Source organism: Vibrio sp. 10N.286.52.F8, from assembly GCF_041468745.1.
GTDB lineage: Bacteria > Pseudomonadota > Gammaproteobacteria > Enterobacterales > Vibrionaceae > Vibrio > Vibrio crassostreae_C.
The window spans coordinates 1-25004 of record NZ_JBFRJF010000046.1 but is presented as its reverse complement, the minus strand read 5'-3'; the positions used below and the strand labels follow the sequence as shown (position 1 = coordinate 25004).

General features: G+C 44.2%; 36 protein-coding genes. 29 read left to right on the top strand and 7 right to left on the bottom strand.

Annotated features, from left to right (window positions below):
* Positions 1 to 63: 63 nt before the first annotated feature.
* On the bottom strand, positions 64 to 483 hold the full coding sequence (locus tag AB4133_RS20050; RefSeq protein ID WP_017059938.1) for a secondary thiamine-phosphate synthase enzyme YjbQ: 420 nt from the start codon (positions 481 to 483) through the stop codon (positions 64 to 66).
* Positions 484 to 809: 326 nt separating this feature from the next.
* On the opposite strand from AB4133_RS20050, the gene pgi reads away from it, so the two are divergent.
* Positions 810 to 2462 carry a glucose-6-phosphate isomerase gene (pgi, locus tag AB4133_RS20045; RefSeq protein ID WP_017071572.1) on the top strand — a complete coding sequence of 551 codons (1653 nt, stop codon included), beginning with the start codon at positions 810 to 812 and terminating at the stop codon, positions 2460 to 2462.
* Between the two features lie 153 nt (positions 2463 to 2615).
* On the opposite strand, the gene AB4133_RS20040 is transcribed toward pgi, so the two are convergent.
* Together AB4133_RS20040 and zur are read right to left on the bottom strand one after the other, a co-directional pair.
* Positions 2616 to 3077: a chemotaxis protein CheX gene (locus AB4133_RS20040; RefSeq protein ID WP_017059940.1), complete on the bottom strand. Its 462-nt coding sequence runs from the start codon at positions 3075 to 3077 to the stop codon at positions 2616 to 2618.
* A gap of 17 nt (positions 3078 to 3094) precedes the next feature.
* Positions 3095 to 3553 carry a zinc uptake transcriptional repressor Zur gene (gene zur / locus AB4133_RS20035; RefSeq protein ID WP_372170819.1) on the bottom strand — a complete coding sequence of 153 codons (459 nt, stop codon included), beginning with the start codon at positions 3551 to 3553 and terminating at the stop codon, positions 3095 to 3097.
* A 593-nt stretch (positions 3554 to 4146) separates the two neighbouring features.
* Between zur and AB4133_RS20030 the strand changes: the two genes are divergently transcribed.
* The gene (locus AB4133_RS20030; protein WP_372225537.1) at positions 4147 to 4701 is read left to right on the top strand and encodes a hypothetical protein; all 555 of its coding nucleotides are present in this window, start codon (positions 4147 to 4149) and stop codon (positions 4699 to 4701) included.
* Between the two features lie 153 nt (positions 4702 to 4854).
* Entirely contained in the window at positions 4855 to 5031 is a 177-nt protein-coding gene (locus tag AB4133_RS20025; RefSeq protein WP_372225535.1) for a hypothetical protein, read from the top strand.
* 72 nt (positions 5032 to 5103) lie between these two features.
* On the opposite strand, the gene AB4133_RS20020 is transcribed toward AB4133_RS20025, so the two are convergent.
* Positions 5104 to 5709, bottom strand: coding sequence for a S24 family peptidase (locus tag AB4133_RS20020; protein ID WP_372225533.1), 606 nt, complete (start codon positions 5707 to 5709; stop codon positions 5104 to 5106).
* A 133-nt stretch (positions 5710 to 5842) separates the two neighbouring features.
* On the opposite strand from AB4133_RS20020, the gene AB4133_RS20015 reads away from it, so the two are divergent.
* The 19 genes from AB4133_RS20015 to AB4133_RS19925 all read left to right on the top strand — a co-directional run bounded on the left by AB4133_RS20015 (position 5843) and on the right by AB4133_RS19925 (position 15678).
* A complete protein-coding gene (locus AB4133_RS20015; protein ID WP_372225531.1) occupies positions 5843 to 6097 on the top strand; it encodes a pyocin activator PrtN family protein in 255 nt (84 codons plus the stop codon).
* Between the two features lie 11 nt (positions 6098 to 6108).
* Positions 6109 to 6303: a hypothetical protein gene (locus AB4133_RS20010; protein ID WP_061034278.1), complete on the top strand. Its 195-nt coding sequence runs from the start codon at positions 6109 to 6111 to the stop codon at positions 6301 to 6303.
* Positions 6304 to 6305: 2 nt separating this feature from the next.
* Complete coding sequence (locus tag AB4133_RS20005) at positions 6306 to 6500, top strand: hypothetical protein (protein ID WP_372225529.1); 195 nt, start codon at positions 6306 to 6308, stop codon at positions 6498 to 6500.
* Positions 6500 to 8329: a replication endonuclease gene (locus AB4133_RS20000; protein WP_372225526.1), complete on the top strand. Its 1830-nt coding sequence runs from the start codon at positions 6500 to 6502 to the stop codon at positions 8327 to 8329. Before AB4133_RS20005 ends, AB4133_RS20000 begins: the two co-directional genes overlap by 1 nt.
* 64 nt (positions 8330 to 8393) lie before the next feature.
* Positions 8394 to 8711 (top strand): hypothetical protein, encoded by a 318-nt coding sequence (locus tag AB4133_RS19995; RefSeq protein ID WP_054542928.1) that lies wholly within the window; start codon positions 8394 to 8396, stop codon positions 8709 to 8711.
* Positions 8704 to 9243, top strand: coding sequence for a hypothetical protein (locus AB4133_RS19990; protein WP_372225524.1), 540 nt, complete (start codon positions 8704 to 8706; stop codon positions 9241 to 9243). Before AB4133_RS19995 ends, AB4133_RS19990 begins: the two co-directional genes overlap by 8 nt.
* Positions 9230 to 9697 carry a hypothetical protein gene (locus AB4133_RS19985; protein WP_372225523.1) on the top strand — a complete coding sequence of 156 codons (468 nt, stop codon included), beginning with the start codon at positions 9230 to 9232 and terminating at the stop codon, positions 9695 to 9697. The genes AB4133_RS19990 and AB4133_RS19985 overlap by 14 nt, the downstream gene beginning before the upstream one ends.
* Entirely contained in the window at positions 9606 to 10421 is an 816-nt protein-coding gene (locus tag AB4133_RS19980) for a hypothetical protein (RefSeq protein WP_372225521.1), read from the top strand. Before AB4133_RS19985 ends, AB4133_RS19980 begins: the two co-directional genes overlap by 92 nt.
* 308 nt (positions 10422 to 10729) lie before the next feature.
* Complete coding sequence (locus tag AB4133_RS19975; protein ID WP_004735828.1) at positions 10730 to 10858, top strand: hypothetical protein; 129 nt, start codon at positions 10730 to 10732, stop codon at positions 10856 to 10858.
* 12 nt (positions 10859 to 10870) lie between these two features.
* Positions 10871 to 11686, top strand: coding sequence for a major capsid protein P2 (locus AB4133_RS19970; RefSeq protein WP_108181126.1), 816 nt, complete (start codon positions 10871 to 10873; stop codon positions 11684 to 11686).
* Between the two features lie 9 nt (positions 11687 to 11695).
* Positions 11696 to 11971 carry a hypothetical protein gene (locus AB4133_RS19965; RefSeq protein WP_372106494.1) on the top strand — a complete coding sequence of 92 codons (276 nt, stop codon included), beginning with the start codon at positions 11696 to 11698 and terminating at the stop codon, positions 11969 to 11971.
* A gap of 2 nt (positions 11972 to 11973) precedes the next feature.
* Complete coding sequence (locus AB4133_RS19960) at positions 11974 to 12120, top strand: hypothetical protein (protein WP_372106492.1); 147 nt, start codon at positions 11974 to 11976, stop codon at positions 12118 to 12120.
* Positions 12120 to 12326 carry a hypothetical protein gene (locus AB4133_RS19955; RefSeq protein ID WP_102492033.1) on the top strand — a complete coding sequence of 69 codons (207 nt, stop codon included), beginning with the start codon at positions 12120 to 12122 and terminating at the stop codon, positions 12324 to 12326. The genes AB4133_RS19960 and AB4133_RS19955 overlap by 1 nt, the downstream gene beginning before the upstream one ends.
* Positions 12307 to 13296 (top strand): hypothetical protein, encoded by a 990-nt coding sequence (locus tag AB4133_RS19950; RefSeq protein WP_372106490.1) that lies wholly within the window; start codon positions 12307 to 12309, stop codon positions 13294 to 13296. Before AB4133_RS19955 ends, AB4133_RS19950 begins: the two co-directional genes overlap by 20 nt.
* Positions 13293 to 13922, top strand: coding sequence for a hypothetical protein (locus AB4133_RS19945; protein ID WP_372225516.1), 630 nt, complete (start codon positions 13293 to 13295; stop codon positions 13920 to 13922). Before AB4133_RS19950 ends, AB4133_RS19945 begins: the two co-directional genes overlap by 4 nt.
* Positions 13922 to 14764, top strand: coding sequence for a hypothetical protein (locus AB4133_RS19940; protein WP_372225514.1), 843 nt, complete (start codon positions 13922 to 13924; stop codon positions 14762 to 14764). Before AB4133_RS19945 ends, AB4133_RS19940 begins: the two co-directional genes overlap by 1 nt.
* Positions 14765 to 14835: 71 nt before the next feature.
* Positions 14836 to 15264: a M15 family metallopeptidase gene (locus tag AB4133_RS19935; protein ID WP_372225511.1), complete on the top strand. Its 429-nt coding sequence runs from the start codon at positions 14836 to 14838 to the stop codon at positions 15262 to 15264.
* 36 nt (positions 15265 to 15300) lie between these two features.
* Complete coding sequence (locus tag AB4133_RS19930; RefSeq protein WP_239862409.1) at positions 15301 to 15519, top strand: hypothetical protein; 219 nt, start codon at positions 15301 to 15303, stop codon at positions 15517 to 15519.
* Positions 15520 to 15678, top strand: coding sequence for a hypothetical protein (locus AB4133_RS19925; RefSeq protein WP_372225509.1), 159 nt, complete (start codon positions 15520 to 15522; stop codon positions 15676 to 15678).
* A 122-nt stretch (positions 15679 to 15800) separates the two neighbouring features.
* Here AB4133_RS19925 and AB4133_RS19920 read toward each other — a convergent pair whose 3' ends face one another.
* Both AB4133_RS19920 and AB4133_RS19915 read right to left on the bottom strand, forming a co-directional pair.
* Positions 15801 to 16271: a hypothetical protein gene (locus tag AB4133_RS19920; protein WP_372225507.1), complete on the bottom strand. Its 471-nt coding sequence runs from the start codon at positions 16269 to 16271 to the stop codon at positions 15801 to 15803.
* Between the two features lie 182 nt (positions 16272 to 16453).
* Complete coding sequence (locus AB4133_RS19915; protein ID WP_372225505.1) at positions 16454 to 17527, bottom strand: tyrosine-type recombinase/integrase; 1074 nt, start codon at positions 17525 to 17527, stop codon at positions 16454 to 16456.
* 104 nt (positions 17528 to 17631) lie between these two features.
* Here AB4133_RS19915 and dusA point away from each other — a divergent pair, with 104 nt between their 5' ends.
* The 7 genes from dusA (at position 17632) to AB4133_RS19880 (ending at position 24785) form a co-directional block, all read left to right on the top strand.
* Complete coding sequence (dusA, locus tag AB4133_RS19910; RefSeq protein ID WP_019822275.1) at positions 17632 to 18636, top strand: tRNA dihydrouridine(20/20a) synthase DusA; 1005 nt, start codon at positions 17632 to 17634, stop codon at positions 18634 to 18636.
* A 206-nt stretch (positions 18637 to 18842) separates the two neighbouring features.
* Positions 18843 to 19064, top strand: coding sequence for an envelope stress response protein PspG (gene pspG / locus AB4133_RS19905; protein ID WP_017059950.1), 222 nt, complete (start codon positions 18843 to 18845; stop codon positions 19062 to 19064).
* 135 nt (positions 19065 to 19199) lie between these two features.
* A complete protein-coding gene (locus AB4133_RS19900; protein WP_102394625.1) occupies positions 19200 to 19868 on the top strand; it encodes a TIGR04219 family outer membrane beta-barrel protein in 669 nt (222 codons plus the stop codon).
* 201 nt (positions 19869 to 20069) lie between these two features.
* A complete protein-coding gene (locus AB4133_RS19895; RefSeq protein WP_004735813.1) occupies positions 20070 to 20300 on the top strand; it encodes a hypothetical protein in 231 nt (76 codons plus the stop codon).
* Between the two features lie 123 nt (positions 20301 to 20423).
* Positions 20424 to 22289: an assimilatory sulfite reductase (NADPH) flavoprotein subunit gene (locus AB4133_RS19890; protein WP_017059952.1), complete on the top strand. Its 1866-nt coding sequence runs from the start codon at positions 20424 to 20426 to the stop codon at positions 22287 to 22289.
* Positions 22289 to 24016 carry an assimilatory sulfite reductase (NADPH) hemoprotein subunit gene (cysI, locus tag AB4133_RS19885; protein ID WP_372225502.1) on the top strand — a complete coding sequence of 576 codons (1728 nt, stop codon included), beginning with the start codon at positions 22289 to 22291 and terminating at the stop codon, positions 24014 to 24016. Before AB4133_RS19890 ends, cysI begins: the two co-directional genes overlap by 1 nt.
* Positions 24009 to 24785, top strand: coding sequence for a phosphoadenylyl-sulfate reductase (locus AB4133_RS19880; protein ID WP_017059954.1), 777 nt, complete (start codon positions 24009 to 24011; stop codon positions 24783 to 24785). The genes cysI and AB4133_RS19880 overlap by 8 nt, the downstream gene beginning before the upstream one ends.
* Positions 24786 to 24797: 12 nt before the next feature.
* Here the strand turns inward: AB4133_RS19880 and AB4133_RS19875 are convergent.
* Positions 24798 to 25004: hypothetical protein (locus AB4133_RS19875; RefSeq protein ID WP_206361182.1), on the bottom strand; the 207-nt coding region annotated here is incomplete at its 5' end.

Here is a 25004-nt window from a genome sequence, read left to right as displayed (position 1 = left end):
CACACCACTCTTTTTTATTAACAAGATATTGTTTTTATTAAGGAGATCTTGTTTTCAAGCAGTCTACTCACCTTGCATCGTAGCAATCACAGTTCGGCTTCCACCACAATCTCGGTGCTCTCCTAAGTAAATACCCTGCCATGTTCCTAAAGCTAAACGACCATTGCTAATTGGTATTGTCACACTGGTGCCAAGTGTCGATGCTTTAATGTGGGCAGGCATGTCATCATCACCTTCATAGGTGTGTCTGTAGTAGGGCGCTCGCTCTGGGACAAACTTATTAAAGTGCGACTCCATATCGGTACGGACGGTAGGATCAGCGTTCTCGTTTAGCGTGAGGCTGGCAGAGGTATGTTGGATAAAAAGATGTAATAAACCAACAGATAGAGAATTGATATCGTGTATCTGTTGTTCAATTTCATCAGTAATGAGATGAAATCCACGCTTTCGTGCATTTAGGTGTATAGTCTTCTGAATCCACATACGCCATCCTTTATAATGTATTTGGAAAAAAAGTGGTTTAACGCTATCTTTTGAACTTGAATTTATCAGGTATCGCTCACATTTAATTATGTTAGAGCTAGAGTCTGTACCGATTCTTCTGTCAGGAAATCTAATCCTGATTTATCTCAAGGTACAGCTCTTCATATGCGGCATAATACGTCGTGAAAAAAAATTACAAAGAATCTTTCAGTGGTGACGCGGTTTGGTCATCACAGAAAAATATAAACTTTCGCCTAATCGGGGGTTCTATTCATCACCCAGGTGACGTTTAGAATAAAACCTACAGTAACATCGGGATAGATACCATGTTGAAAAATATCAACCCAACGCAAACACAAGCGTGGAAAGCTCTAACGGCACATTTTGAGTCTGCTCAAGATATGGATATGAAAGAGCTGTTTGCTCAAGATGCAAAGCGTTTCGAGAGCTTTTCTACTCGTTTCGGTTCTGACATCTTAGTGGATTACTCTAAGAACCTTATCGATGCTGAAACTATGCAGCACCTATTTGCTCTTGCGAACGAGACTGAAGTTAAGTCTGCAATCGAAGCAATGTTCGGTGGTGATGCAATCAACAAGACTGAAGGTCGTTCAGTACTTCACACTGCTCTACGTAACCGTAGCGACAAGCCAGTAATGGTTGACGGCAAAGACGTAATGCCAGCAGTTAACGCTGTACTAGCAAAAATGGAACTGTTCACACACCGCATCGTTTCTGGTGAGTGGAAAGGTTACACAGGTAAAGAGATCACTGATGTTGTAAACATCGGTATCGGCGGTTCGGATCTTGGTCCATACATGGTGACTGAAGCACTAACGCCATACAAAACTCGCCTAAACATGCACTTCGTTTCTAACGTAGATGGCACTCACATCGTTGAGACACTTAAGCCTCTTAACCCAGAAACAACGCTATTCTTAGTGGCATCTAAAACATTCACGACTCAAGAAACAATGACTAACGCGCACTCTGCACGTGATTGGTTCTTGGCTGAAGCGGGTGACAACGCACACGTAGCTAAACACTTCGCAGCACTATCAACTAACGCAACTGCGGTCGCTGAGTTTGGTATTGATACTGACAACATGTTCGAATTCTGGGACTGGGTTGGTGGTCGTTACTCACTATGGTCTGCAATCGGTCTTTCTATCTCACTATCTGTTGGCTTCGATAACTTCGTTGAGCTACTAGAAGGTGCTCACGAGATGGATAACCACTTTGCTTCAACTGAGTTTGAAAGCAACATTCCAGTAATCCTTGCGCTTATCGGTATTTGGTATAACAACTTCCACGGCGCTGAGTCAGAAGCAATTCTACCTTACGATCAATATATGCACCGTTTTGCGGCTTACTTCCAACAAGGCAACATGGAATCGAATGGTAAATTTGTTGACCGTGACGGCAATCCAGTAGAATACCAAACTGGTCCTATCATCTGGGGTGAACCAGGTACAAACGGTCAGCACGCTTTCTACCAACTGATTCACCAAGGCACTAAGCTGATCCCATCAGACTTTATTGCTCCTGCTATCAGCCACAACCCAGCATCTGATCACCACCAGAAGTTGATGTCTAATTTCTTTGCTCAAACTGAAGCACTAGCATTCGGTAAGACAAAAGAGACAGTGGAAGCTGAATTCCTAGCGGCTGGCAAAACAGCTGAAGAAGTGGCTGAGCTTGTACCTTTCAAAGTATTTGAAGGTAACCGTCCAACGAACTCTATTCTTGTTAAGCAAATCAACCCTCGCTCTTTAGGTAACCTAATCGCGATGTACGAGCACAAGATCTTCGTTCAAGGCGTTATCTGGAACATCTTCAGCTTCGACCAATGGGGTGTAGAACTTGGTAAGCAACTAGCAAACCAAATTCTTCCAGAGCTTGCTGACGATGCTCAAGTAACGTCTCACGACAGCTCAACTAACGGTCTAATCAACGCATTTAAAGCGCTTAAAGCTTAATTGAGTTGATAGCACCAAAAAAACGCCAACCTTCGGGTTGGCGCTTTTGTATCTGTATAGCAAGCATTGGTTAAATCGCAGGTAATAAAAAAGGCTGGCATGATGCCAACCTTCTTTGAGTTGATACTCAGTACTGCTAGAAATAAACAGCTGTTATTCGAAACAGATCTCGATGAAAGCATTACCCCATTGAGATGAGAAAGGCATGATGATGATTGCCCCATCACACTTGTGACGAATCGTATGACCTTTACCGGAAACCACGATTGGTGTTGCCATATCGAAGTCAAAACCGCTTTCCGCAAGAATACGTTTCGCACCGCCAGTCACCATGTTAGTGATTTCACCCACCATATCGGTCACTTCTTCGTTGAGGCCGTTTGGTCGTTCACCAAGCATGTTTTCCATGATTTCGAGAGCGAGACCTTCATCAAAGGTGATCGACATAGAGCCACGAGATTGTGTACCCACCATACCAATTAGGCCGGATACATCACCACGAGCGATTTCATCTTTCTTAACTCTCGGTTTTTGTGGCTTCAATTCTAGAGAAGCCATCGTTTTTAATACGTTCATCAAAGAAGCTAAAAACGGGTTTACAAATTCAGCGCGCATAATGTTCTTCTATAATCTTATTCTTTCATCTCGGAGGAGCAAGATTGGCAAATGCCATGCGATTCAATGACATGATTCGTCAATTGAAAGCCATGCTTCTCAGCGTTACTGGCGAGTAGGGTGACAAGCGCATCGTCCTGCAGTTCTATCACAGTGCCACATTTATCGCAGATCAGTAGTTGGGAGAAATGTTTGTTGGCATTGCAAGAGCAGCAGCATATGAAGCTATTGGTTGACTCAACTCTGTGAATGAAACCTTGCTCCAACAAGAAATCCAAAGCGCGATATACTGTAGGTGGCTTGGCTTGCGGTTCACTGACTTTCAACTGCTCTAATAATTCATAAGCACTGGAGGCTTTTTTATTAGAGAGGATGAGCTCAAACACTCGCTTTCTTTGAGGTGTTAATCTAACGCCTCGCGATTCGCATATCCCTTCAACTTGCTCTATTAATGTGTGGTCCAAATTTTTCACCATTCAATCGGACATCCCTAATCAAACCTTATTTCTAGGTTACTACGTTTTGGGAGCCAATGATTTCTATTAAAGTCAGGTACAGAGCGTATTGTGACCCACGACTTTGAATAAGACAAGGTAACTCAAAATGACAGTGTGACTCAAGGCATAACTGATTAATGAGGTTGAATTAGAGATCTGGTGAATAGGTTTATAAAAAAGTATGAGGTAAAGTTCATATAGCACAAACAGGGCATAGCATTTACAATAGCCGACCTTGCTTTTGCTGGGTATTCCAGCATATTTTTTTGACTCGCTACCAGGGTACTTTACCATGACACATTCATGTAGATTGTCTGTCGCTCCAATGCTCGATTGGATTGATTAAGCAGCCTTAGCAAGGGCTGAGCGAGTTTGAGGGGTACCATGGGAGTACCATGCTCTTATTATCATACTTGGATATAAACTCGAAACTAACACATAGACTCTTTATCTACCAAAATATGATATAGCGATTAATAGTTCACAAAATCAATAATCACTTTAGTGAACTGCATACTTTTGCATTGGATAGTGATAATTTTAGAATATGATTAACGGAATCGGTGCTCTCAGTGAGTAAGATGCAACTAGAAGAGGTTCAGCAAAGCCTTTTCACCATAAGTGCTGAACAGAGCAGCCAAAGACTTCCTGAAACCATAACACTTTCTTCTGGTGACGATCAGTCAATGAAAGACATTGATGACCTTAAACAAAGAGGGAAAGTGTCGTGGGATTTAGTTTTAAAGTCTCAAACTTGGAAGCAAGCTGTTAGCAATGTAGACCATATGATTAAGTGCGTAGCTTACTATGGAAATGGTGTTGATGGTTATTACTGCGTTGGCTATGCATTGGGGTGTATTAACGCGGAAGGAACAGCTATTGAGCTCAATTACATCGAAAAAAGAAATGATGCAAGCTTGGATTTATGCGGTAATTTTTTAAGCGTTATAGTTGAAGCATGGTCTCTTTATGGTCTATATCTTAATCAAACACAACAAGCAAAAATAAGTGAGTTCGCTCTAATTGGGCCTTTACCAGGCGTTAAAGCCTACTATCAAGAAAAAGGTTTTGAGTGGTTTGAAAACTATGGCGGTACAAACGCAATGGTTAAGTACTTAGTACAGTAGCTTTGTAACTCTATTGTGTTTTTTTTAAGCGATGGTACAATGCCCGGCCTCACCAATGTGCTATCAAATTGATATTAAATTTGATAAGGTGTGTATATTGCTAGTTAACTTCAACCTAACAGCAAGTCCAGATTTTTACTCCAAGGAGTTATTATGAAATACATTCAAGCAACTAGAAGTGACATCGAAAAGTTCGCTGCTAGCTTTTACAGTCAAGGCAAAAGTGCTATGGAGTGTTTCGATATGTCATGGGAAGCGCTTTCAGATCTAGAAAAGAAAGTCCCTGAGCTAACATGTAAAACATCTAGAAAAGATTGTAAAACAGCTTAGTATTGACCCGAACAAACAAAAAGGAGCCTCAAGGCTCCTTTTTGGTTTTCATAGTCTATAAAAATCTGGCTGTTACATTCTCTGCCCTGACCAAACTACCTCACCGATGATCTCGAAGTCGGCACTTTTAATATCTTCTTTTCCTAGTTCCCATGCTTCATACGCACTATTGTCACTTACTACCTTGATACCGTTTGGTAGGAATTGAAGTCTTTTCACCATTAAGCGATTGTCATATCTAAATACGTAAATCCCATCAGTAGAAAAACCATCAACTCGGTTCACCATTACGATGCTTTGATTTTTGAGAGTAGGGATCATGCTGTCACCGCGAACGGGCATCAGGAAGATATTGTTTGGGTTAAAGCCAAGCTCTTGCCTAATGAATTTCTCACTGAAAACCATTGAGCTAGATTCTTCTTCTTTTTCAACAAGTGTGCCTTGTCCAGCACTCACCTCAATATCGAAAAACTTAAGCTCAAGATAACCAGTAGGCAAACTGACGGCCTTTTGTGATAGCTGTCTAGCTTTGAGGAATATTTTTTCAGGGATGTTTTGACGCTCTCTCCACGTATAAATCGTCTTTGGAGATATCTCTAAAACCTTTGCTAGCTCTGCATTCGTAGAGGTATTCGTAACCTCCTTTAATTTCCTCAAACTTAACTCAAACTCGCTCATTATCGCCTCAATTCTTCAAAAATGTGTTGAAATCAAAAAGTAATGCCTCATAATTAACTCAAATCGACTTTGAGGAACTCTGAGGAATTGTGAATTGGTTACAGTTACCTCAAGTGTACTACATGGAGGAATTATGAACACAAGATTTGCTTTACTTGCGCGATTTGAAAACCCGACTGTTGAGCTTAAACAGATCAGCCAAGAGTTTTTTGGTATCACCCCTAAGACGGCAGAGCAAAGAGCGAAAGCTTGTGACTTCCCCGTTCCTACCTTCAAGTTGCGTGATTCAGAACGCAGCCCGTCGTTAATCAAGATAGAAGACCTAGCTGCTTACATTGATAAGCGTCACTCAGAAGCCACGCAAGATTGGCTATCCGTAAACGGGTAAGAGGATTGAACATGAATAATGTAACGACTCCGATTCACAGCGTTAGCGTAGACCTTTCTCATTCGAGTGAAGCCAGAGAGCTTTTCATGATCGTGAAAGGTCGCTTGTCTTGTTTAAGCGAGTCTTCGCCTGAGTTTGAATTTTTATATCCGATTTATAAGCAGTTCCTCGAAGCCACCATTTTATTGGAAAGCTTGGAGGAATAGACATGCAGGTATCTGACCCGATCCACTTACCTTGTCCCGATATGCTTGGCATGGTTGACCCAAAACCGGAACTACGCGAACGCTCTATTTATTTGATAGAGCAGTTACGTGAAAAACATGGTTTATCGAAGCGTTCAAAGCGCAAAGCTAGACCGATGAATTACGTTTGCACAAATCATTCGTGTACGGGGCTGTAATGAACGAACAAGCGATGATAGCCGCACTTGCTAACATGGAAGCTAAAAGTGACGCAGGGGAACTCACTCGTTACTCTGCGTTCACTAAACGCTTCTTTCCTCGCTTGCCTAAAATCGTGCGTAACGATGTGAAGCGCAAAATAGCCAAGCGTAAACAACGTCAAAACCCTACCAAAGAAAACCTGATACTAGCGGCAGAAGATGCCGTTAAATTTGGGCTGAAAAGAGCGCACTTCATTGAAGACAAATTCCCGTTTGTTGATAGTCGCGCCAAGACTCGAACTCAACCGTTAAGCCACGATATTTTGATGCGTGATGATGCCGTTAGTGAACTAGCAAAAAAGTTCGCTGATAAGTGTGCGTTACTGCTTACCGAAGAAAGCCAACCCGAAGTATTCAAAAGCTTTTTAGATGCGATAGAACATGTTTACCAATTGCAGGAATCTGAACTAAAAACGATTCATGTTAACGCGCCACAAGTGAACCTTAAAAAACGCGACAAGAAACCGGAAGAGTTAGAACAAGACCTACAGGTAGCCGTACTCAAGATGCAATCTGAATCTTGGATAGAGGGACGCTTGTTACACCTCCGAGCGCAATACATTGAGTATTCACAAATCACGCTTGAGCGAGTTGGTGAGGGAAAGCATCAGTCACCGGTGATCAGTGCGTTGTCATTTGCCAACTGGAAACAGAAACAGCGTGACGCTAAAGCATTCCTTGAAACTATGGCCGTGATGAATAACGAGACTGGCGATTCTTTCAATCTTGAGGATGTGGTCAAGCGAACGACCGCGAACCCAGAAAACCGTCGTATTGAAATGATGGTGCGTTCTCGCGGGTTTGAGGAGTTGGCTCAAGACTTAGGTTATACCGCGCTTTTTATTACTTGGACGTTGCCGAGTAAATACCACCGAGTCTCTAAAAAGTGGAATGGTGCGAATATCAAAGACGGTCACCAAGTTCTCATGCAGCAATGGGCGTTAGGCCGAGCGCTAATAGCCAAAGAAGAGATTCATTATTTTGGTTTTCGAGTGGCTGAACCACATAAAGACGCGACAAGTCATGCTCACTACTTCCTGTTTTGTTCGCCTGACGATAAAGACTTCATTATCGAAACCTTAAAGTCGTGCGCTATCTCTGAGGATGAGCACGAACTAGGTTCTGATATTTCGCCTCGTTTTGATGTGAAAGAGGCTGATCCTAAAAAGGGCGGGGCGACTGCCTATATTGCCAAATACGTATCGAAGAACATCAACGGTAAGCACATGCCAGAAAACGAGGGTGAAGAATCTGCTTATCGTGCTCGTGCTTGGGCTTCCACTCACCGAATCCGTCAGTTTCAGCAATTTGGTGGTAAGCCTGTTTCCCTTTGGCGAAATCTACGCAGGGCAAAACCGGAACAGACCATGATAGACCCAAAGCTCGAAGAACTGCGCCAAGCGGCAGATTCTTCGAAGTGGTCGCTGTTCTGCCAACTGGCTGACAGTGCAAAAGTGGCCTACCAAACAAAACAAAACCAATACGGTGAAACAACCAAAAAGGTGATCGGCTTTTCTTGGCTCGGTCGTCTTATCGAAACATCTAGCGAGTGCTATTCGCTCGTTAAGAAAAAAGACGTGAAGCGTCTTCAAGAGGCGCGGAGCGTCTCACCTTGGAGCACTGAAAATAACTGTAACTCTCCCTTAGTTGAACATCTTCAACGCGTGACCGGATGGAGCGTGGAGGGAGTCCAATGCTTAATATCACCGCTAATGCGGGGGGCTAAAGTTCAAATCGATAAATACACGAATATCAGCTTTAGAAACAATCGTCTGATTGTGTATTAAACCATTGCCAACGATGTGAATCAGGGGCTAAACACTAAACAACGTCGTGAGACAGAGGATTGAAATGAAAATACTATCGCTTGATGAGTGCCAGCGAGATTTAGCCGCTTTGGACGCGGCTGACAGGCTCACCGCCAACATGAAAGTAGAAATTGACCGCTTCAAAGAAATGGATACCAGCAAGCTCATGAAAAAAGCCATGGGAATGCTGATGAGTGGCAACTTGTCACTCGAAGCTTTAGGGCTTCCCGTCAATCTATTTGAGCAATTAGAGCAACTCGAAAAACTCAATGGAGTAGCGCGCAATAAGTACCGCGCTGTCGTTGTGGCCAACCAAGAGCAACTTGGTGATGTGGAAAGCGTCGAGGTGAAACATGGCTAAATATGAAAACCCTGTTCGTGGGTATATTGCTTGTCCTGTTTGCCAGTCTGCCGCCACCACTCACCAAGTGGGTGAGGGGCAATTGATCGCGTCTGGTGAGCCACCAAAAAACAGCCGTAACATTGGATTGATGTATTACCGTTGCCCTGAGTGCGGTAACAGTTCGAATAGCAAAAGGGTTACGGAGTTCATCAAAGCACATTCCGTTGCTGAGTTAACCGAACTTAAACCGAATCCAACTGAAAAAGGTTCGGTTATTGAGTCGGATTTGATAACCGAGCCTAACCCTATCGATGCAATTGAGTTAACTGAATTGGTGCAAATTGATGAAGTCAGTAAAGACGGGGCTTCCAACCGCGAGATAACCGAAACGGTCGATGATGAAAAAGCAGAAAAGACCCCAATTAAATTCCCCTTTAAACGAGTAATCACGGGGTTAGCGTCGGCTATCTTTATCATTTGGGCGGTGTCTCAACTGCTACCGAAAGCCACAGCCGAACAACCGAAAGGGGGTGAGCATGGAGCAAGTTAACGAAACCTTACCAGGTGAACAAGTTGAACTGGATGATTGGGGGGATTTTGGTTCCGTTATTCATCAGCTTGAAGAACAAGAGAAAACCGAGAGCGATTTAGTTGGCTTAACCGAGCCAACTGAAACGGTAACCGAAGATAAAACGGAAGCTATGGCGGGCTTACTGAATATTATGTTTGCCTTAACCGAGCAAGCGACCTCCATCATTTCGGGGGTTGAATTTGAGTTTGACGGTAAAGGTAAGCAAGCAGTGATGGATGCGGCTGAGCCTGTCTTTGCAAAACACGGTAGTACGCTTATGGGCGTGTTTGGGGATTACATCGAAGAGGCAACCTTATTGCTTGCGGTTCTTGGTTTGATTTATGCCTCTAAAAAGCAATTGGTCATGTTGCAACAATCAAAGGAGGTGGACGGTGAAAAAACCGAAGCCCCTAGCTCTACCGAACCCCGTTAACTCGAACCCGTCACATGATGCCGAACACACCATTTATGTGGCGGGAACAGGAGGAGGTAAAACCTCAGCCGTTAAGCATTTGGGGCTAGTCCCTAAAACGGCTCAAGCGGTCTTTTTTGACCCCTACACCAACTACGCAGGGAGTAAATTTCAAGGCCAAATGTGCCACGGCACTTCATCACGCTTAACCTTTGTCAAAACGCTCATTATGGCGCGTCGTCGCGGTGGCTCGTTTAAGCTGGCCTACATTCCAGCAAATGGGGCAACGGCCGACGAATTAGAGTTCTTTGCGTCGGTGGTGTGGTCGGTGGGTAACGGTCGGGCTAGCCAGCTCTATACCGTTATCGAAGAATTAGCGTCATGTGTTGAAACCTCGGGCAAGCTTCGAGGTCGTGCGGGTGAGCTGCTACGCGGTGGCCGTCAATACGGTCTCGTTGTCCACACTGTTTTTCAACGCGGTCAAGAAGTACCCAAAACCGTGACGGAACAATCCAGCGTTTGGTGGGTGGGCGCGGTTAACTCAATGAGTGATGCGCACTGGATAGCGGATAAACGCGGGTTGGATGTGAATATCGTAGCGGGGCTAAAGTCTGCCAAGGTCAATAAGCAGCTCATTGGTAAGCCTATTGCTGAATATCTATTAGTTAGAGACGGTATAGGAAATATTGAGCACAAAGCTTTAAATTGTAGAGAGGGCAAGAAGTTAGCATTGAACTATAAGTAAGAAAAAACTCCCTCTCGCAGGGGAGGTTGAGGGAGCTGCCTAAAAATAAGGCATAGAGTAGGTATCAAACTTAACAGGCGTCATATACAAATACGCCTGTATGAAGCCATGAGAAGGTATCACCTTTTCTTGTTTGGCTAGTTAGCTTTAATTATTACTTTTTTTCGTCAATGCCTACATCGCATTTCAACCTATAGGTTACCCATCCAACCTATAGGTTACTTCTCCTTTCTTTTTTTGCCTCACTCCTATTTGATTAACCCTCAATTTGTTTATTCACAATCCAACGTCGAGAGACAGGGGAACTCATGAAAGCTCAACATAAAAACATGTTGATTGCTGTAGTACTGACCTTACTGGTGATTGCCATCATCAATAACGTATCAACGCTAGAAGCAGTCAAAGAACTCATTAACGGCAAGCGTGGCTGGTTTTAAGGAGAGTTAAACATGTCAGTAAAACCAATCAAACTTAATTCCATGGTCGGAGCTGCTTGGGGGCAAAAAGGCACACTACCTATCCCAGTTGGCCCTACTTATCAAGAGTTAGTGCTCGAAACTAACGCCAGTGCTGACGAGATTGAGCGCTTGTCAATTACGCTGAACGCTGAAGAAATCTATGTCTTAACAGGCAGTGAAATTCTGATGCTTGAGCGATACAAACAGCGCGCTCATACCGCAGGCCATTACGTGATCCCATTTAGTGATATTTCTGCTCGCACTAAAAACGGGGTGCGTTACACGGGTCTCGTCACCGAAGCGGGTGACAATATCCACTTGGACATTCAATTCAAAGCCAAAACCAGTGGCGATCCGTTATCGATTCAAGTTCATGCATGGGTGACGAACGCGCAGCCAGCACGAATCATCGTGCCAATGGTCAAGCGTGAAACCATGCCCGCGAACGCAGCTGGCGTTAACGAGTTTACGAGCTTGGTATCGAGCCCGTTAATCAGCCTGCGACGTGCGCACTTTATGCATGCGGGTATTACTAAGCTTGAAGTCGAGCGTGACTTTGTCAAAGAGTACGAAGCCAACAAGTTTATCAATGAAGCGAATGCGCATCGTAACGAACGCACACCTCAAGCGGGTTACTTCCACTTCGATCCGATTGTGCGCGGCTTTTCGATTGATGAGCTATTTCCAACACAGCATAACTCTAACTTGAAGTTCTCCGTCACAACAACGGACGTAGCAGGCTCAATTCCTATTTTGGTTGAATCGGTGAAAGTGGTTCGCCCTGACATGCTCGCGGGTCGAAGCTAAGGAGCCGATATGAGCTTTTTTGATGACCTCTTAGAGTTTGGGAGCGGTGCGCTTGATAGCGTAGGCGAAAATGCCGATTGGCTGTTTGGTGAGGATGGTAACTCGTCCAACCCCAACACCACGCAGCAACCTAACGCGCCCGTCGTTGATAATAACGGTAATGCTGTGACCACACCGCAAGGCGACTTACTCGCTGCGAAAGATAACACCCTGCTTTATATGGGCGGTGGTCTTGCCGTGTTACTGGTGGTGGTTCTTCTGGTTGTCCTACTGAAAGGTAAATAGTGATGCCATTACTTTTTATTGGCTTAGGCGGTCTTGGTCTTGGGTCTGCGCTGGGGTTTGGTGTGAGCAAGGGCATTAACAAAGCACTGACTGTAACCGCTGTTTTGGCCTTGTTATACCTTGCTTATAAATCGGGAGTATTTCGCTAATGCTGGGTTCATTAACCTCTTTAACGGGGGGCGGTGGCTTGACGGGTGGGTCTTCGGGGCCTGCTAAATCAGGTAACACATCTAACACCACCAATAACAGCGGCTTTACCACGGGCACCATCAGTTTAGGCAGTAATAACGGGATACCGTGGTGGGGCATTGCGCTCATCGCGCTTGTTGCGCTGTATGTTCTCACTCGAAAGTAACTTAATTCCTGAAATCTGGGATAACGCCAAGCCGAGGCTATGTAAAGCCCTTGGTGATTATCTTAAGCAGGCAGAAATTGAAGTAAAAGCGGGGCGTGAGTCCCTGTATCGAGTGGGTGACACCTACATGTTACTACGTGGTGAGCAGTCCCCAATAGGCTCTAAAGAGTTGGTAGTGGTGGCGTTAGCGGGTGACATGGCAGCGGGTACGCTCAGCGCGATTCATCACGGGGTGGCGAATGGATTTGAGTCCATTCGAGCCCACTTTAGCAAGCGCGGAGCCTATCGCTACATTCAGCGTAAGCTACAACTACCCGTTCGAGAGATAGAGACTGACAAGGACGAGTACGTATTACAAATAAGGTTTGAAGATATGGGCGGACGAAGTAGCTCAAAGAGTGATGCGAAAACCGTCACTACAACCACCAACAAAAGCAACAGCCAAGTGATTGGTGGTGATAACAATGGCTTTGCGCTGTCAGGGATTGAGAACTCTGACATTAATCTAAGCATGACCGACCATGGCGCAATGGCGGTGGCGGGTAAAACGGCCGAAGAGGCGTTTAACTTTGGCACTGACGCCTTAGATTTTGCGTCCGATACGGTGGACACTTCTTTTTCATTCGGTGAAAACGCCTTAGATAGCGCATTGGACGCTAATGAAAATGCGCTTAATGGTGCGTTTGGTTTTGGTGAGCGTGCGCTCGATGCGAATGCCAATCTCAGCGAGTACGCGATAGGGGCAAATTCTGACCTTAGCGAGCACGCGATTGATTCGATTAAATCCATGGCAGGCCAACAAACCGAAACCACCAAAGCTGCGATTGCCATGGCGAACGCCGCGAAAGGTCGAGAGCAGACGGGTGAGAACGAAAGCAATAACGAGCTGTTGAAAAATATCTCTTTGATGGTCGGTATTGTGGTGTCACTTATCACCATGGCGTACTTAGTGGCGGGGAAGAAATCATGAAGCAACACCAAACATTGAGCGCTAACGGGAGTGTTCGATTTAACGCAGGCCAAGCGGGTAAGTACCTCATTATTCGAGAAGCCAGTAATACCCTCATGCTTCGTGGTGATGCATTGCGTCCTGTAGAAATTGAACGCGGTGATACGGTCGATATTACAAAATTTGATGAGCTTGAACTCATGAATCTGCATAGCGAACCTGTCACCGTTGAGTATCAAATATCCGATATTCCTATCGTGACCCGTGCGCAAAAGGTATCGGTGGACAATCAAATTGTGGTCAGTGAAATATCGCGGCCTCTCACGATTGAATCTATGCCCGAAGTGGCACTGGCGGGAACGCCAACGGTGTCGATTACCTCGATGCCAGCGATAGAAACCACCACCGCAAAAATGAACCTATCCGATTTGCCTGATGCAAGTATGACAGGGAGCGTTATCTCTATTGATGCTAATGAAAAACGCACTGCGGTGATGCTGCAAGCGGGTATCGATAATGTTGAGCCTGTGATTGTACAAGGCTGCTTGCGCTTGTATGCGGGCGGCATGTTGACCATTCCGTCAACGCTGGCGGTCACCATGACGGGCGCGTCAGGTGATGTGGTCTATTGCGGGGAGGTGCTTTGATGCTCAGCTATGGAATGACCCAAGCGGTCGCTAAGGCGTCCACAGAGCGCGCGGGTGTGACGCGATACGCCACTAAGTTGGAAGCCTCTGCCGGATTAAACGAACAAAGCGTATTAACCCCTAGCAGCATGTACAGCGTGTTTCGAGATGCGTTAGCGTTTTATGAAGATGTGCATCATTCGGTGTTTGCAGAAAACTTGGAGGGGCAAATTGTTGATATCACCCTACCTAAAGATGCGTTCAGTGCGGAATTTTGCGTTAAGTGGTCAGGCAATGATGCAGTAACCGCTACCGTACACGCCTATCAAGAAGATGGCGTCACGCTGGCGCAAGGTGAATTTACACTGCGCAACGGTGAGCAAGTGACCCATAACTTTGGTCGACGCGTTAACAGCATCACGATAAGCCTACCACCTACCCCAAACAGCGTAAGCGGCTCGTTTAAGGTGTCGAACGCGGTGAGCTATCGCGGCTATCAAAAAAACTTGTCCGAAGATGCGCAATATTTTGTTTTTGATGTTGGGGGGAATTACAGCGCGAAAGGGTTCTCCACGACTGGCCGCTTTGGTGGTATGAGTCCACCAAACACCCTTGAGGGCTATGAGTGGGGAAGGCTCATCACAATGGAAAGCTCTCGCCCTGATGAAGTGAAAATCTCGTTCGTCGGTGATACCTCTTTGAATGGCCGCACGGTGGTGGCGTGGGTGAATGGCATCAGTAGCGAGTTTGTTCTGACCGTCGATGGGGCATTTTATTCTGCTTGGAGTCAAAGCGCAGATATGTACGCGCTCATTAATGGCTCTCCAGGTAAGCAGCTCGATATTCAACTCTTATTTTTATAGGGGCAGAATCAATGAGCGCAAAAGTATTAGGACTCTTACTGTCCAGCGTTGTTTTATTAGGAGTGTATCTCATGAATAAGAAAAAAATTAATCAGGCGGTGAGCCGCTTTGCACTGTCCGCGAGAAGTGAAGCCAGAATGATGGGCGTTCATAGTGATTTAAAACGTGTCGTTCGCCGCGCTATTGAGCTAACCCCCTTTGATTTTGGCATTACGTCTGGCAAACGAACAGCTCAAGAGCAAAACGCCCTATTCAAACAAGGCGCAAGCCAGTTAGATGGGTACAGCAAAAAAAGCCGTCATCAATCAGGCTGCGCGGTTGATTTTGTGGTGTACGACGAAAGCGGCAAGGTGACGTGGGGCTTTAGTTATTACGAACAAGTGAGCTGGGCGTTTAAGCAGGCCGCTGATGAATTGGGCGTTCCGATTGTATGGGGCGGTGATTGGGTCAGCTTTAAGGATGGTCCTCATATCGAACTCGATAGAGCCCATTACTCATAGTTACACCATCAAGTATTTACGACAGAGCAAATTATTATGAAAAGCTTACTAGAAAAAATCGGCATCGACCTTGACCAACCATCTACCAAAAAGGGTTTAGCGTTACTTGGCGCGGGAGCTGCTTTGGTATCTGGTCACCCTGAACTTATCACCGCGAGCGTATCGGCAGACGGTATTCAATTCGGTGGCATTATTGGCGCAAGTGCTCCAATAGTATTTGGCCTATGGGAAACCCTACGCAATGAGTTCAAGTAAATGGCAGAGTATCAAACAATAATTGTTGCCGTTGTGAGTGCCTTGTCTAGCGGTGTCGGTGTGGGTATCACACTCAAAACGGATGTTAAGTGGTTGCGTCTGATGATGGAAAAGATGGATGAACGTTTGACTCGACTTGAAAGCAAAAGCTCAAAATAACGTTTAGGTATTGTCAAAGGGAAATATGATAATACCTAACGCGAGTGAACCAAAGATAAGCTACGATATGACTCCATATTATATGCACTAGGATAGACGTTTATGTGCTTATTGGACTAGTTTTAGATAGCACTAGTTAGCCCTCCAATAATGCTTGCTACAGTGGGGTTGTTTACTAGGTCTTTAAATAAACTTTTTGCTTTTGGGTCGCTACTCTTCTCTATTTGCTCTTTTAACTGCTGTAAGGTGATCGTTATTTCTTGCGTATTGCCATTACCAATCTGCACCATATTTGAGTTTGAGTTGAAATTATATGTATTATTCACTTGTTCGTTCCTTGCTCTAGTGTCGCTGTATAAAATAGGGAATGTGAAATCTTCGTTATGGTCGTTAGGTTTCCCTAATATCTTGTTTAATGAGCCGAATTGCTTATCTATATCCAAGCTTAGTTCAGTAAGTTTGGGCATATTTTGGCCAACTAAACCTGCTATTGGGGACTGGTACATTTTACTAATAGTATTTAGTTGCTTTTCTAAATTTCTAATTGGTTTAGTCATTGAGTCCATTTGTTTGTCAAAATCGAACTTGCTCATACGCACTCTCTTGCATTGATTGGTTGAGCATCGATGTTAGCACATTAAAATTTTCCCTGTTTTTATAAAGAAATGAAGCGGTTGTCTTTAAGTTTCTGATAATTAAAAGGTTAACTTGGTTTTGTGACTAGGGTAATTAATGTGGATTAGCTTGTTGGAAACAACCTATCAACTAGAAAGGCTTATGACGGAGCTTTTTTATGTAGTTTATGCGGAAACAGTTGCGTATAAACTTGCCACAAAATATTCAAGTTTCTATGCCCAGTGACCTGAGCTACTTCTTCAATAGAGTAGCCCTTTTCAAATAACCGACTAGCTCCCTCTCTTCGTAGGTCGTGATACCTCAAGTCTTCAATACCTAATTCGTTTCTTACTCTTTGAAAACCTGCGCTAACACTTCGTGAGTTATATGGAAAAATAAGCTCTCCTTTTTTTGGTTGCTTAAGTGCGATCTCAAATGACTCGCCAAGCAACGGCACAATCATGTGATTACCTGTTTTCTTCCTTGGGTCTTTTCTGTCTCTGACAAGTATCGTTTTATGTTCTTGGTTGAGGTCTTCCCAACGCAGCTTGCAGACTTCACCAATTCGCATACAAGTAAGAATGCTGAACTCTAGAATGTCAGTGAATGGGATTCGAGTTGTACCGTTTGGTCGGAAAGATTCTCGTTGTTCTAATCCAAGCTTCAAGAGTTTCAGTTCTTCAGAAGTCGGGCGGCGTGTTCGCTTCTGACTCTTACCGACTAACCCCATATCAATCAGAACTGGGACGGCTTCATCAAATATCTGGTGATTGGTGTCGATGTTGAAGACAGGCTTAGACTTTTTCATTACAGAACGTAGGTAAGCAATATCATGATAAATCGTTGCGGGTTTGGCTCCTGCGCCTCTTCTATTTTTACAGTGCTCGATTAAGTCGCTAGTTCGTAGCTGATTACTCTCAACTTGGGCGATGTCGCAATCCCTAAGCATCTTAATAACGTAGCGTTTTGTTCGACCTGTATTATCCCAAAGGTCACGTTCTGCCATGAATAAATCGAGGAGTACCGAAAGGGGTACTGTTTTTGGCTGATTGAGTACCCCTTGAGCTTCTAGTTCAGCTACCCTTTTTTTACCGAAAGCTTTAGCGAGTGCTTTCTTTTTTAGAGTTTTGCTTTCCCTGTGTATAATGCGCGAATTCTTTTTAACGATGATTGTTACCTTGAACCTTGGTTCACCGCTTTTTAGCTTTCTGGTCTCGATGGTATAACTTGCCATTGTCCAACTCCTAAAGGGGTACTTGAGGGGTACTACAGGAAGTAATTCCGTTTAATTCTAGGTAATTCACTGTATGTTTGTACAGTATTAATTGAGACTGAATCATGACAAACACTAATAAAACCAGTAAATACGCTAGTAACCGACTTTCTGTTGCACCCATGCTCGATTGGACTGACCGCCACTGTCGTTACTTTCACCGTTTGCTTTCTCAGCAGACGCTTCTGTACACGGAAATGGTAACAACGGGCGCGATCTTACATGGTAAGGGCGACTTCCTAGAATATAACGAGCAAGAACATCCTCTTGCACTTCAACTCGGTGGTTCAAACCCGGTTGATCTTGCTGCTTGTGCCAAGCTTGCTGGTGAGCGTGGTTATGATGAAGTGAATCTTAACGTAGGTTGCCCTTCAGACCGAGTTCAGAATGGTCGATTTGGTGCATGCTTGATGGCTGAGCCCGAGTTGGTGGCAGATTGTGTTTCAGCGATGAAAGAAGTCACTGATATTCCAATTACCGTGAAAACGCGTATCGGTATCGATGACCAAGACTCTTATGAGTTTCTAACTAAGTTTGTTTCGACGGTTTCTGAAAAAGGTGGCTGTGAGCAATTTACTATTCACGCGCGTAAAGCGTGGTTGAGTGGCCTTAGCCCGAAAGAGAACCGTGAGATCCCACCGCTAGATTACGATCGTGCATACCAAATCAAGAAAGATTTCTCTGATCTGGTGATTGCCGTGAATGGTGGCATTACGACTCTTGAGCAAACTAAGGAGCACTTGCAACACCTTGATGGTGTGATGATTGGTCGTGAGGCTTACCATAGCCCATTTATTTTGGCTGAAGTTGATCAACAGATCTTTGGTTTAGACACACCAATTAAGAAGCGCTCACAGGTTGTCGAAGAGATGTACCCGTACATCGAGCGTGAACTTTCAAATGGCGCAAGTTTAGGTCACATCTCTCGTCACATGCTTGGTTTGTTTCAAAGCATGCCTGGTGCAAGACAATGGCGTCGCTACATCAGTGAAAACGCACATAAGAAAGGTGCAGGTATTGAAGTGATGCAAACAGCATTGGCTAAGATCCCTAAAGAGCTAAATGTTTAAGCTCCCTCTAAGTTAAAAACTTAAGGTTAAATTCGCCACTAGAGGCTAAATTTACCACTGTAAGTTTCTGAAAAGCCACGCATGAAGATGTGTGGCTTTTTATTTATCTGATAAATAAGGGTTTTATTGGTTTGGCACACTTGGTATGGAAGCTGCAATGTTAGAAAGTAGGAAAGATAGGTCATTAACTCATTAGGGAGACCATTATGTTTGAATTAATCTTTGTTCTTATTTTCGTCGCAACTCTACTTGTCACTGGTATTACGTTTATGACGGTATTGGCTGCAACCGGAGTGGCGTTATTAGTCATGTTGGTCTTAGGTATGATGGGCGTCGTGTTTAAGTTACTGCCTTGGTTGATCGTGATTGCAATCGGTGTGTGGTTTTTCAAAAATTTTGTACACAGTTCTAACCAGAGACGTTACTAAGGTCATCGTGCCGTCAAATCTTTACTCGTCAGCGGTTTATCGTTTTAGAATTTAAGATGTGTGGTAGAATTTTCCTCAATAATCTATGAATGTGCATACAATTAGCACTACGATATGGAATTGGAGCTATCTCAAATGAATAAAATGCCATTAATTGCTTTAGTGGGAATGCTATCTTTAAGCTCGGCAGTGTCTGCTGAAGAAGAGTTTTCTTACACGGCTAAAGTCGGTGCCGATATGTGGTGGGGAAGTACAAAGCTAAACGAAGTTAGACAAGATGATGACTCTAACTCACCTTCGTTGTATTTCGCATTTGAGCATAATGCCCCGATGCTACCAAACGCTAGCTTTCGCTATACTTCTGTTGATGCAGATTCATTGGCTTTCGATAAGTACGATTACACCTTCTATTACACGTTGTTAGATCACAAGCTGATGAACTTCGATGCGGGTGTGACGTTTACTCAGTATTCAAACTCGAATTACATCGAACCGAAAACGGGTGGCGCTCAAACAAGCTTTGATGAATTCACTTGGAGCTTCTACGGCAACGCAGAGATCAATGTGCCGGACACTAACTTCGATATCATTGGTACGATGGAGTTCGGTGATAGCAGTGGTATTAAGAGCACTGACTTGATGGCGGGTGTTCAGTACCGAATTCCAGTATCAGAATCTGAAATTGCCCTGCGTGGTGGTTACCGTGTTATCGATTTAGATTCGGATGAGTTCTTTAGCTCAGAACTAGGCAAGAGCTTTGTCATGGTCGATGGTTGGTTTGCTGGTGCTGAAGTGCGCTTCTAGTCCATATAAAGCAAATTTAGAACGAATTTTAAGAACGCCACTTTATTAAGTGGCGTTTTTTATATCTATTGGTTACTTGAGTATATATCTTTCTGGAATTAGTTAGCACATTCATCACTTTCGACCATCCTTAATACAGAGAGCCAATTTGCGTCTATTCTTATAAGGTCTATGTAGTGAGGTCAAAGCAAGGGATGGAATATGACACTCAATGAATTACGAAATTTATATAGAGAAAACCTGTTAGTTGAAGCCATCATAGAGCCCTCAATTCAAGAAGGGTCTTGGGTTGTGGAGTTTCGTCATATGGGTGGTGGCTTTGTTCTGCTTACTGATGTTCATGGTGAAGAATGTCATTACGCGGATTTAGACTTGGCATCTAAATCGGCAATGGCGGTTGGCTTTCAGCAAGTACGCATTGAAAACCAGTAAGACAATTTACGTTTCAATCGGTTTTTACTTCCAAAAAGTTATAAAACATACTTTTCTATTCTTTCTTGTTATTAAAAGGAGTGGTTAATCTATCGTCACGCAATGATTAGGGATGTCGTGACCATGTCTTTAAATAAGAAAGAGTCTTCACAAAACAATAATGCACAGTCTGGGGCTAATGAGTTACCTGGGCTAGCAGCACCACTTAATGACCAACAATTGGGTCACCTTCAGCAAACTGTTTCTGAACTGTCTTCACAGCAACTGGCATGGGTCAGTGGTTACCTTTGGGGAGTGAGCCAAGCTCAGCCTGTCGGTGCTGCTGCGCCAATCGCTCAAGCGGCCGCTGCAGTAGCGGCTAAGCCAGCGGGTAAGCTCAGCATTATCTTCGCTTCTCAAACCGGTAATGCTAAAGGCGTCGCTGAATCGCTAGAGGCAGAAGCAAAAGCCTTAGGTATCGCCGTCGAGCTTTTCGATGCGAGTGATTATAAAGGTAAGAACCTAGCCAAAGAGACACACGTCATTTTCGTCGCTTCAACCAATGGTGAGGGCGAAGCCCCTGATAACGCGATTGAGTTGCATGAATTCCTTCAATCGAAGAAAGCGCCAAAATTATCAAACCTACAATACGGTGTGATTGGTTTAGGTGACTCAAGCTATGAGTTCTTCTGCCAAACGGCTAAAGACTTCGATAACTTCCTCGCTAAGCTTGGTGCGAAATCGTTTGTCGATCGCCTTGATTGTGATGTTGATTACGAAGAGTCAGCAACGGAATGGCGCGCTAAAGCGTTATCACAAGTTCAAGAAACGCTATCGACAGGTGCCGAGGCTGATATCGTTCAGTTACCAGTAGGCCAAGCAGCTGCCGGTCATTCGCAATACACCAAACAAAATCCATATACAGCGACACTATTAACCAGTCAAAAGATCACGGGTCGTGACTCGGGTAAAGATGTTCGTCATATCGAGATTGATCTTGATGAGTCGGGCATTACCTACCAACCCGGCGATGCGCTAGGCGTATGGTATGAAAACAGTTCAGAACTCGCAAATCAGATTCTTTCTAAGGTTGGGTTATCGGGTATCGAAAGTGTCGATGTCGATGGTGAGAATCTATCTATCCATAGTGCGCTAGTGAGTAAATTTGAGATTACCACTTCAAACCCTCAACTTGTGACTAAGTTTGCTGAGTTATCGGGCAGCAAGAAGTTAATCAAGCTGGTGGAAGATAAAGACAAGCTTCGTGAATACGCGGGTAATACTCAAGTTGTCGATGTTTTAGCTGAGAAGAAAACTAAGCTATCGGCTGATGAGTTAATTGGCCTGTTACGTAAGCTGACACCGCGTCTCTATTCTATTGCATCAAGCCAAGCAGAAGTAGATGAAGAAGTTCACTTGACGGTTGGTTTGGTTGAATACCAAAAAGGCGAAGAGTCTCGTTTAGGCGGAGCTTCTAGCTTCTTAGCTCAACGTCTTGAAGAGGGTGGTGAAGTGAAGGTGTTTGTTGAGAACAACAATAACTTCAAATTACCACAAGACGACAATACACCAATCATCATGGTCGGCCCGGGTACCGGTATCGCACCGTTCCGCAGTTTTGTTCAAGAGCGTGAAAACAATGATGCTGAAGGAAAAAGCTGGTTGTTCTTTGGTGACCGTACCTTTACTCAAGATTTCTTATACCAAGTTGAATGGCAAAAGTACCTCAAGTCTGGCGCGCTAACTAAGCTCGATGTTGCCTTTAGCCGTGACCAAAAAGAAAAGGTTTATGTTCAGGATCGTTTAATCGAACAAGCAGAGCAGGTGTGGCAATGGCTGCAAGAGGGCGCGTACCTCTATGTCTGTGGCGATGCGACTCGAATGGCTAAAGATGTTCATGAAGCGTTAGTTTCGATAGCGGAAAAGCATGGCAACCAGAGCCGCGAGCAAGCTGAACAATATATTAATGATTTACGTAAAGCGAAACGTTACCAAAGGGATGTGTACTAATGAGCAAGCAAGTAATAGAGCAAGAAGTGCTAGGTCAAGTACTTGGACCTTTGGCTGACAATGAGCGTCTTAAGCGTGAAAGTAATAACCTACGCGGTACGATTGAACAAGATCTCCAAGACCGCATAACAGGTGGCTTTACTGCTGATAACTTTCAGTTGATTCGTTTCCACGGTATGTATCAACAAGACGACCGTGATATTCGTAACGAACGTACCAAACAAAAGCTCGAACCGTTACATAACGTCATGCTTCGTGCTCGTATGCCTGGTGGCATCATTACCCCTAAGCAGTGGTTGGCGATTGATAAGTTCGCAGACGAAAGTACCTCTTACGGTTCAATTCGTCTAACAACTCGTCAAACGTTTCAGTTCCACGGTGTCTTGAAGCCGAACATTAAGTTGATGCACCAAACGCTAAATAGCATTGGCATTGATTCAATTGCGACAGCGGGTGATGTAAACCGAAATGTTCTATGTACGACAAACCCGGTTGAATCTGAACTTCATCAAGAAGCTTACGAGTGGGCGAAAAAGATCAGTGAACATCTATTACCGAAGACTCGTGCTTATGCAGAAATCTGGTTAGATGGTGAAAAACTAGAAACAACGGATGAAGAACCTATCCTTGGTAGCAACTACCTACCGCGTAAGTTCAAGACGACGGTTGTCATTCCTCCGCAAAATGATGTGGACGTCCATGCTAACGATCTTAACTTTGTTGCTATTGCTGAAGACGGAAAGCTGGTGGGCTTTAATGTGTTAGTCGGTGGCGGTCTTGCTATGACACATGGTGATATCTCTACTTATGCACGTAAAGCTGACGACTTTGGTTTTGTGCCATTAGATAAAACGTTAGATGTAGCAGCGGCGGTGGTAACGACTCAGCGTGACTGGGGTAACCGTTCAAACCGTAAGAATGCAAAAACCAAATACACACTAGACCGTGTTGGTATTGATGTATTCAAAGCAGAAGTAGAAAAGCGTGCAGGCGTAGAATTTTCTGAAAGCCGTCCTTATGAGTTTACTGGCCGTGGTGATCGCATTGGTTGGGCGGAAGGCATTGATGGTAAGCACCACTTGGCGTTATTCATCGAGAATGGTCGTTTACTTGATTTTCCGGGTAAAGCTCTGAAAACAGGTGTTGCTGAAATAGCGAAGATCCACAAAGGTGACTTCCGCATGACAGCGAACCAAAACCTAATTGTTGCAGGTGTACCTAAGAGCCAAAAGGCAAAAATTGAAAAGCTGGCACGTCAATACGGTCTGATGGATGATGCCGTTTCCGAGCAGCGTAAAAACTCAATGGCGTGTGTGGCATTCCCAACATGTCCTTTAGCAATGGCTGAAGCTGAGCGTTTTCTTCCTGAGTTTGTAACGGATGTTGAAGACATTCTGAAGAAACATGGATTACCAGAAGAAGATAACATCATCCTTCGTATTACGGGTTGTCCAAACGGTTGTGGTCGTGCAATGTTGGCTGAGCTTGGTTTAGTCGGCAAGGCTCCGGGGCGTTACAACATGCACTTAGGTGGCAACAAAGCCGGAACTCGTATCCCTAAGATGTATAAAGAGAACATCACTTCAGCTCAGATCTTAGAAGAGATTGATGCGCTGGTGGGACGTTGGGCCACAGAACGCAACGACAAAGAAGGGTTCGGTGATTTTACAATCCGAGCTGGCATCATCGAAGAGGTGATCATTTCCAAGAGGGATCTGCATGCATAATTCTGTCGCTTCAAAATTGAAGTTAGCAGAGCTACTCGCATTGACTAAGACGGAGCAAATACTTCGTCTTGGACAAATCAACGCAGAGTTAGAGCAGCTAACCGCATTAGAAAGAGTTAAGTGGGCTTTAGATAATTTAGAAGGGACACATGTTGTGTCTTCTAGTTTCGGAATCCAAGCAGCATTGATGTTGCACCTAGTGACCCAAGCAAAACCAGATATTCCGGTTATTTTGACTGACACAGGGTATCTATTTCCGGAGACCTATCGCTTTATTGATGAGTTAAGTCAGAAGTTGACTCTAAACCTTCAAGTCTTTCGCGCCCAACAGAGCCCTAATTGGCAAGAAGCGCAATATGGAAAACTTTGGGATCAAGGTATAGAAGGGATAGAGAAGTACAACAAGCTTAATAAAGTTGAACCGATGAGAAGAGCGTTGGATGAGCTCGAGGCTGGGACATGGTTTTCCGGTTTAAGAAGAGAGCAATCTCAATCGCGTGCAAATTTGCCAATCTTATCTATCCAAAATGGTGTGTTTAAATTTTTGCCGGTAATCGATTGGACGAATAAAGATGTTCACTATTACCTAGAAGAGCATGGTCTCGGTTATCACCCGCTTCGAGAGCAGGGTTACCTTTCTGTTGGAGATACACATACAACTAAGAAGTGGGAACCGGGTATGACTGAAGAGGAAACTCGTTTTAATGGGTTGAAACGCGAATGTGGTCTCCATGAAGATGATGGAGAGCAATATGGTTCTGGGATTTAGACTCGTTGCCATTTAAAAAGCTGCCATGAGGCAGCTTTTTTGTTTTCTAGGATGAAAATCAGAGCAATTGTGGATAAGTCTGTGGTTATTTTGTAAGTACTCTGTAGTTAAACTTGCACAAATAAGGCTTTGAGTGTTTATTCGCCATGTAATCGTTATTTTTGCATCTTTCTTTAATAAACACTTGCCAATGTGATGAACATCTCTATAATGCCGCCT

Bases quoted from the DNA above. Each gene is read 5' to 3' on its own strand.
- cysI (WP_372225502.1), top strand. From the start codon at position 22,289: ATGAGCAAGCAAGTAATAGAGCAAGAAGTGCTAGGTCAAGTACTTGGA.
- AB4133_RS19925 (WP_372225509.1), top strand. From the start codon at position 15,520: ATGGCAGAGTATCAAACAATAATTGTTGCCGTTGTGAGTGCCTTGTCT.
- AB4133_RS19940 (WP_372225514.1), top strand. From the start codon at position 13,922: ATGCTCAGCTATGGAATGACCCAAGCGGTCGCTAAGGCGTCCACAGAG.
- AB4133_RS19985 (WP_372225523.1), top strand. From the start codon at position 9,230: ATGGAGCAAGTTAACGAAACCTTACCAGGTGAACAAGTTGAACTGGAT.
- AB4133_RS19945 (WP_372225516.1), top strand. From the start codon at position 13,293: ATGAAGCAACACCAAACATTGAGCGCTAACGGGAGTGTTCGATTTAAC.
- AB4133_RS19915 (WP_372225505.1), bottom strand. From the start codon at position 17,527: ATGGCAAGTTATACCATCGAGACCAGAAAGCTAAAAAGCGGTGAACCA.
- AB4133_RS19880 (WP_017059954.1), top strand. From the start codon at position 24,009: ATGCATAATTCTGTCGCTTCAAAATTGAAGTTAGCAGAGCTACTCGCA.
- AB4133_RS19950 (WP_372106490.1), top strand. From the start codon at position 12,307: ATGTTCTCACTCGAAAGTAACTTAATTCCTGAAATCTGGGATAACGCC.
- AB4133_RS19965 (WP_372106494.1), top strand. From the start codon at position 11,696: ATGAGCTTTTTTGATGACCTCTTAGAGTTTGGGAGCGGTGCGCTTGAT.
- AB4133_RS20040 (WP_017059940.1), bottom strand. From the start codon at position 3,077: ATGCGCGCTGAATTTGTAAACCCGTTTTTAGCTTCTTTGATGAACGTA.
- AB4133_RS19920 (WP_372225507.1), bottom strand. From the start codon at position 16,271: ATGAGCAAGTTCGATTTTGACAAACAAATGGACTCAATGACTAAACCA.
- AB4133_RS19890 (WP_017059952.1), top strand. From the start codon at position 20,424: ATGTCTTTAAATAAGAAAGAGTCTTCACAAAACAATAATGCACAGTCT.
- zur (WP_372170819.1), bottom strand. From the start codon at position 3,553: ATGGTGAAAAATTTGGACCACACATTAATAGAGCAAGTTGAAGGGATA.
- AB4133_RS20025 (WP_372225535.1), top strand. From the start codon at position 4,855: ATGAAATACATTCAAGCAACTAGAAGTGACATCGAAAAGTTCGCTGCT.
- AB4133_RS20005 (WP_372225529.1), top strand. From the start codon at position 6,306: ATGCAGGTATCTGACCCGATCCACTTACCTTGTCCCGATATGCTTGGC.
- pspG (WP_017059950.1), top strand. From the start codon at position 18,843: ATGTTTGAATTAATCTTTGTTCTTATTTTCGTCGCAACTCTACTTGTC.
- AB4133_RS19975 (WP_004735828.1), top strand. From the start codon at position 10,730: ATGAAAGCTCAACATAAAAACATGTTGATTGCTGTAGTACTGACCTTA.
- AB4133_RS19980 (WP_372225521.1), top strand. From the start codon at position 9,606: ATGCCTCTAAAAAGCAATTGGTCATGTTGCAACAATCAAAGGAGGTGG.
- AB4133_RS19900 (WP_102394625.1), top strand. From the start codon at position 19,200: ATGAATAAAATGCCATTAATTGCTTTAGTGGGAATGCTATCTTTAAGC.
- AB4133_RS20020 (WP_372225533.1), bottom strand. From the start codon at position 5,709: ATGAGCGAGTTTGAGTTAAGTTTGAGGAAATTAAAGGAGGTTACGAAT.
- AB4133_RS19995 (WP_054542928.1), top strand. From the start codon at position 8,394: ATGAAAATACTATCGCTTGATGAGTGCCAGCGAGATTTAGCCGCTTTG.
- AB4133_RS19930 (WP_239862409.1), top strand. From the start codon at position 15,301: ATGAAAAGCTTACTAGAAAAAATCGGCATCGACCTTGACCAACCATCT.
- AB4133_RS19990 (WP_372225524.1), top strand. From the start codon at position 8,704: ATGGCTAAATATGAAAACCCTGTTCGTGGGTATATTGCTTGTCCTGTT.
- AB4133_RS19960 (WP_372106492.1), top strand. From the start codon at position 11,974: ATGCCATTACTTTTTATTGGCTTAGGCGGTCTTGGTCTTGGGTCTGCG.
- AB4133_RS20015 (WP_372225531.1), top strand. From the start codon at position 5,843: ATGAACACAAGATTTGCTTTACTTGCGCGATTTGAAAACCCGACTGTT.
- AB4133_RS19955 (WP_102492033.1), top strand. From the start codon at position 12,120: ATGCTGGGTTCATTAACCTCTTTAACGGGGGGCGGTGGCTTGACGGGT.
- AB4133_RS20050 (WP_017059938.1), bottom strand. From the start codon at position 483: ATGTGGATTCAGAAGACTATACACCTAAATGCACGAAAGCGTGGATTT.
- dusA (WP_019822275.1), top strand. From the start codon at position 17,632: ATGACAAACACTAATAAAACCAGTAAATACGCTAGTAACCGACTTTCT.
- AB4133_RS20010 (WP_061034278.1), top strand. From the start codon at position 6,109: ATGAATAATGTAACGACTCCGATTCACAGCGTTAGCGTAGACCTTTCT.
- pgi (WP_017071572.1), top strand. From the start codon at position 810: ATGTTGAAAAATATCAACCCAACGCAAACACAAGCGTGGAAAGCTCTA.
- AB4133_RS19895 (WP_004735813.1), top strand. From the start codon at position 20,070: ATGACACTCAATGAATTACGAAATTTATATAGAGAAAACCTGTTAGTT.
- AB4133_RS19935 (WP_372225511.1), top strand. From the start codon at position 14,836: ATGAATAAGAAAAAAATTAATCAGGCGGTGAGCCGCTTTGCACTGTCC.
- AB4133_RS20000 (WP_372225526.1), top strand. From the start codon at position 6,500: ATGAACGAACAAGCGATGATAGCCGCACTTGCTAACATGGAAGCTAAA.
- AB4133_RS19970 (WP_108181126.1), top strand. From the start codon at position 10,871: ATGTCAGTAAAACCAATCAAACTTAATTCCATGGTCGGAGCTGCTTGG.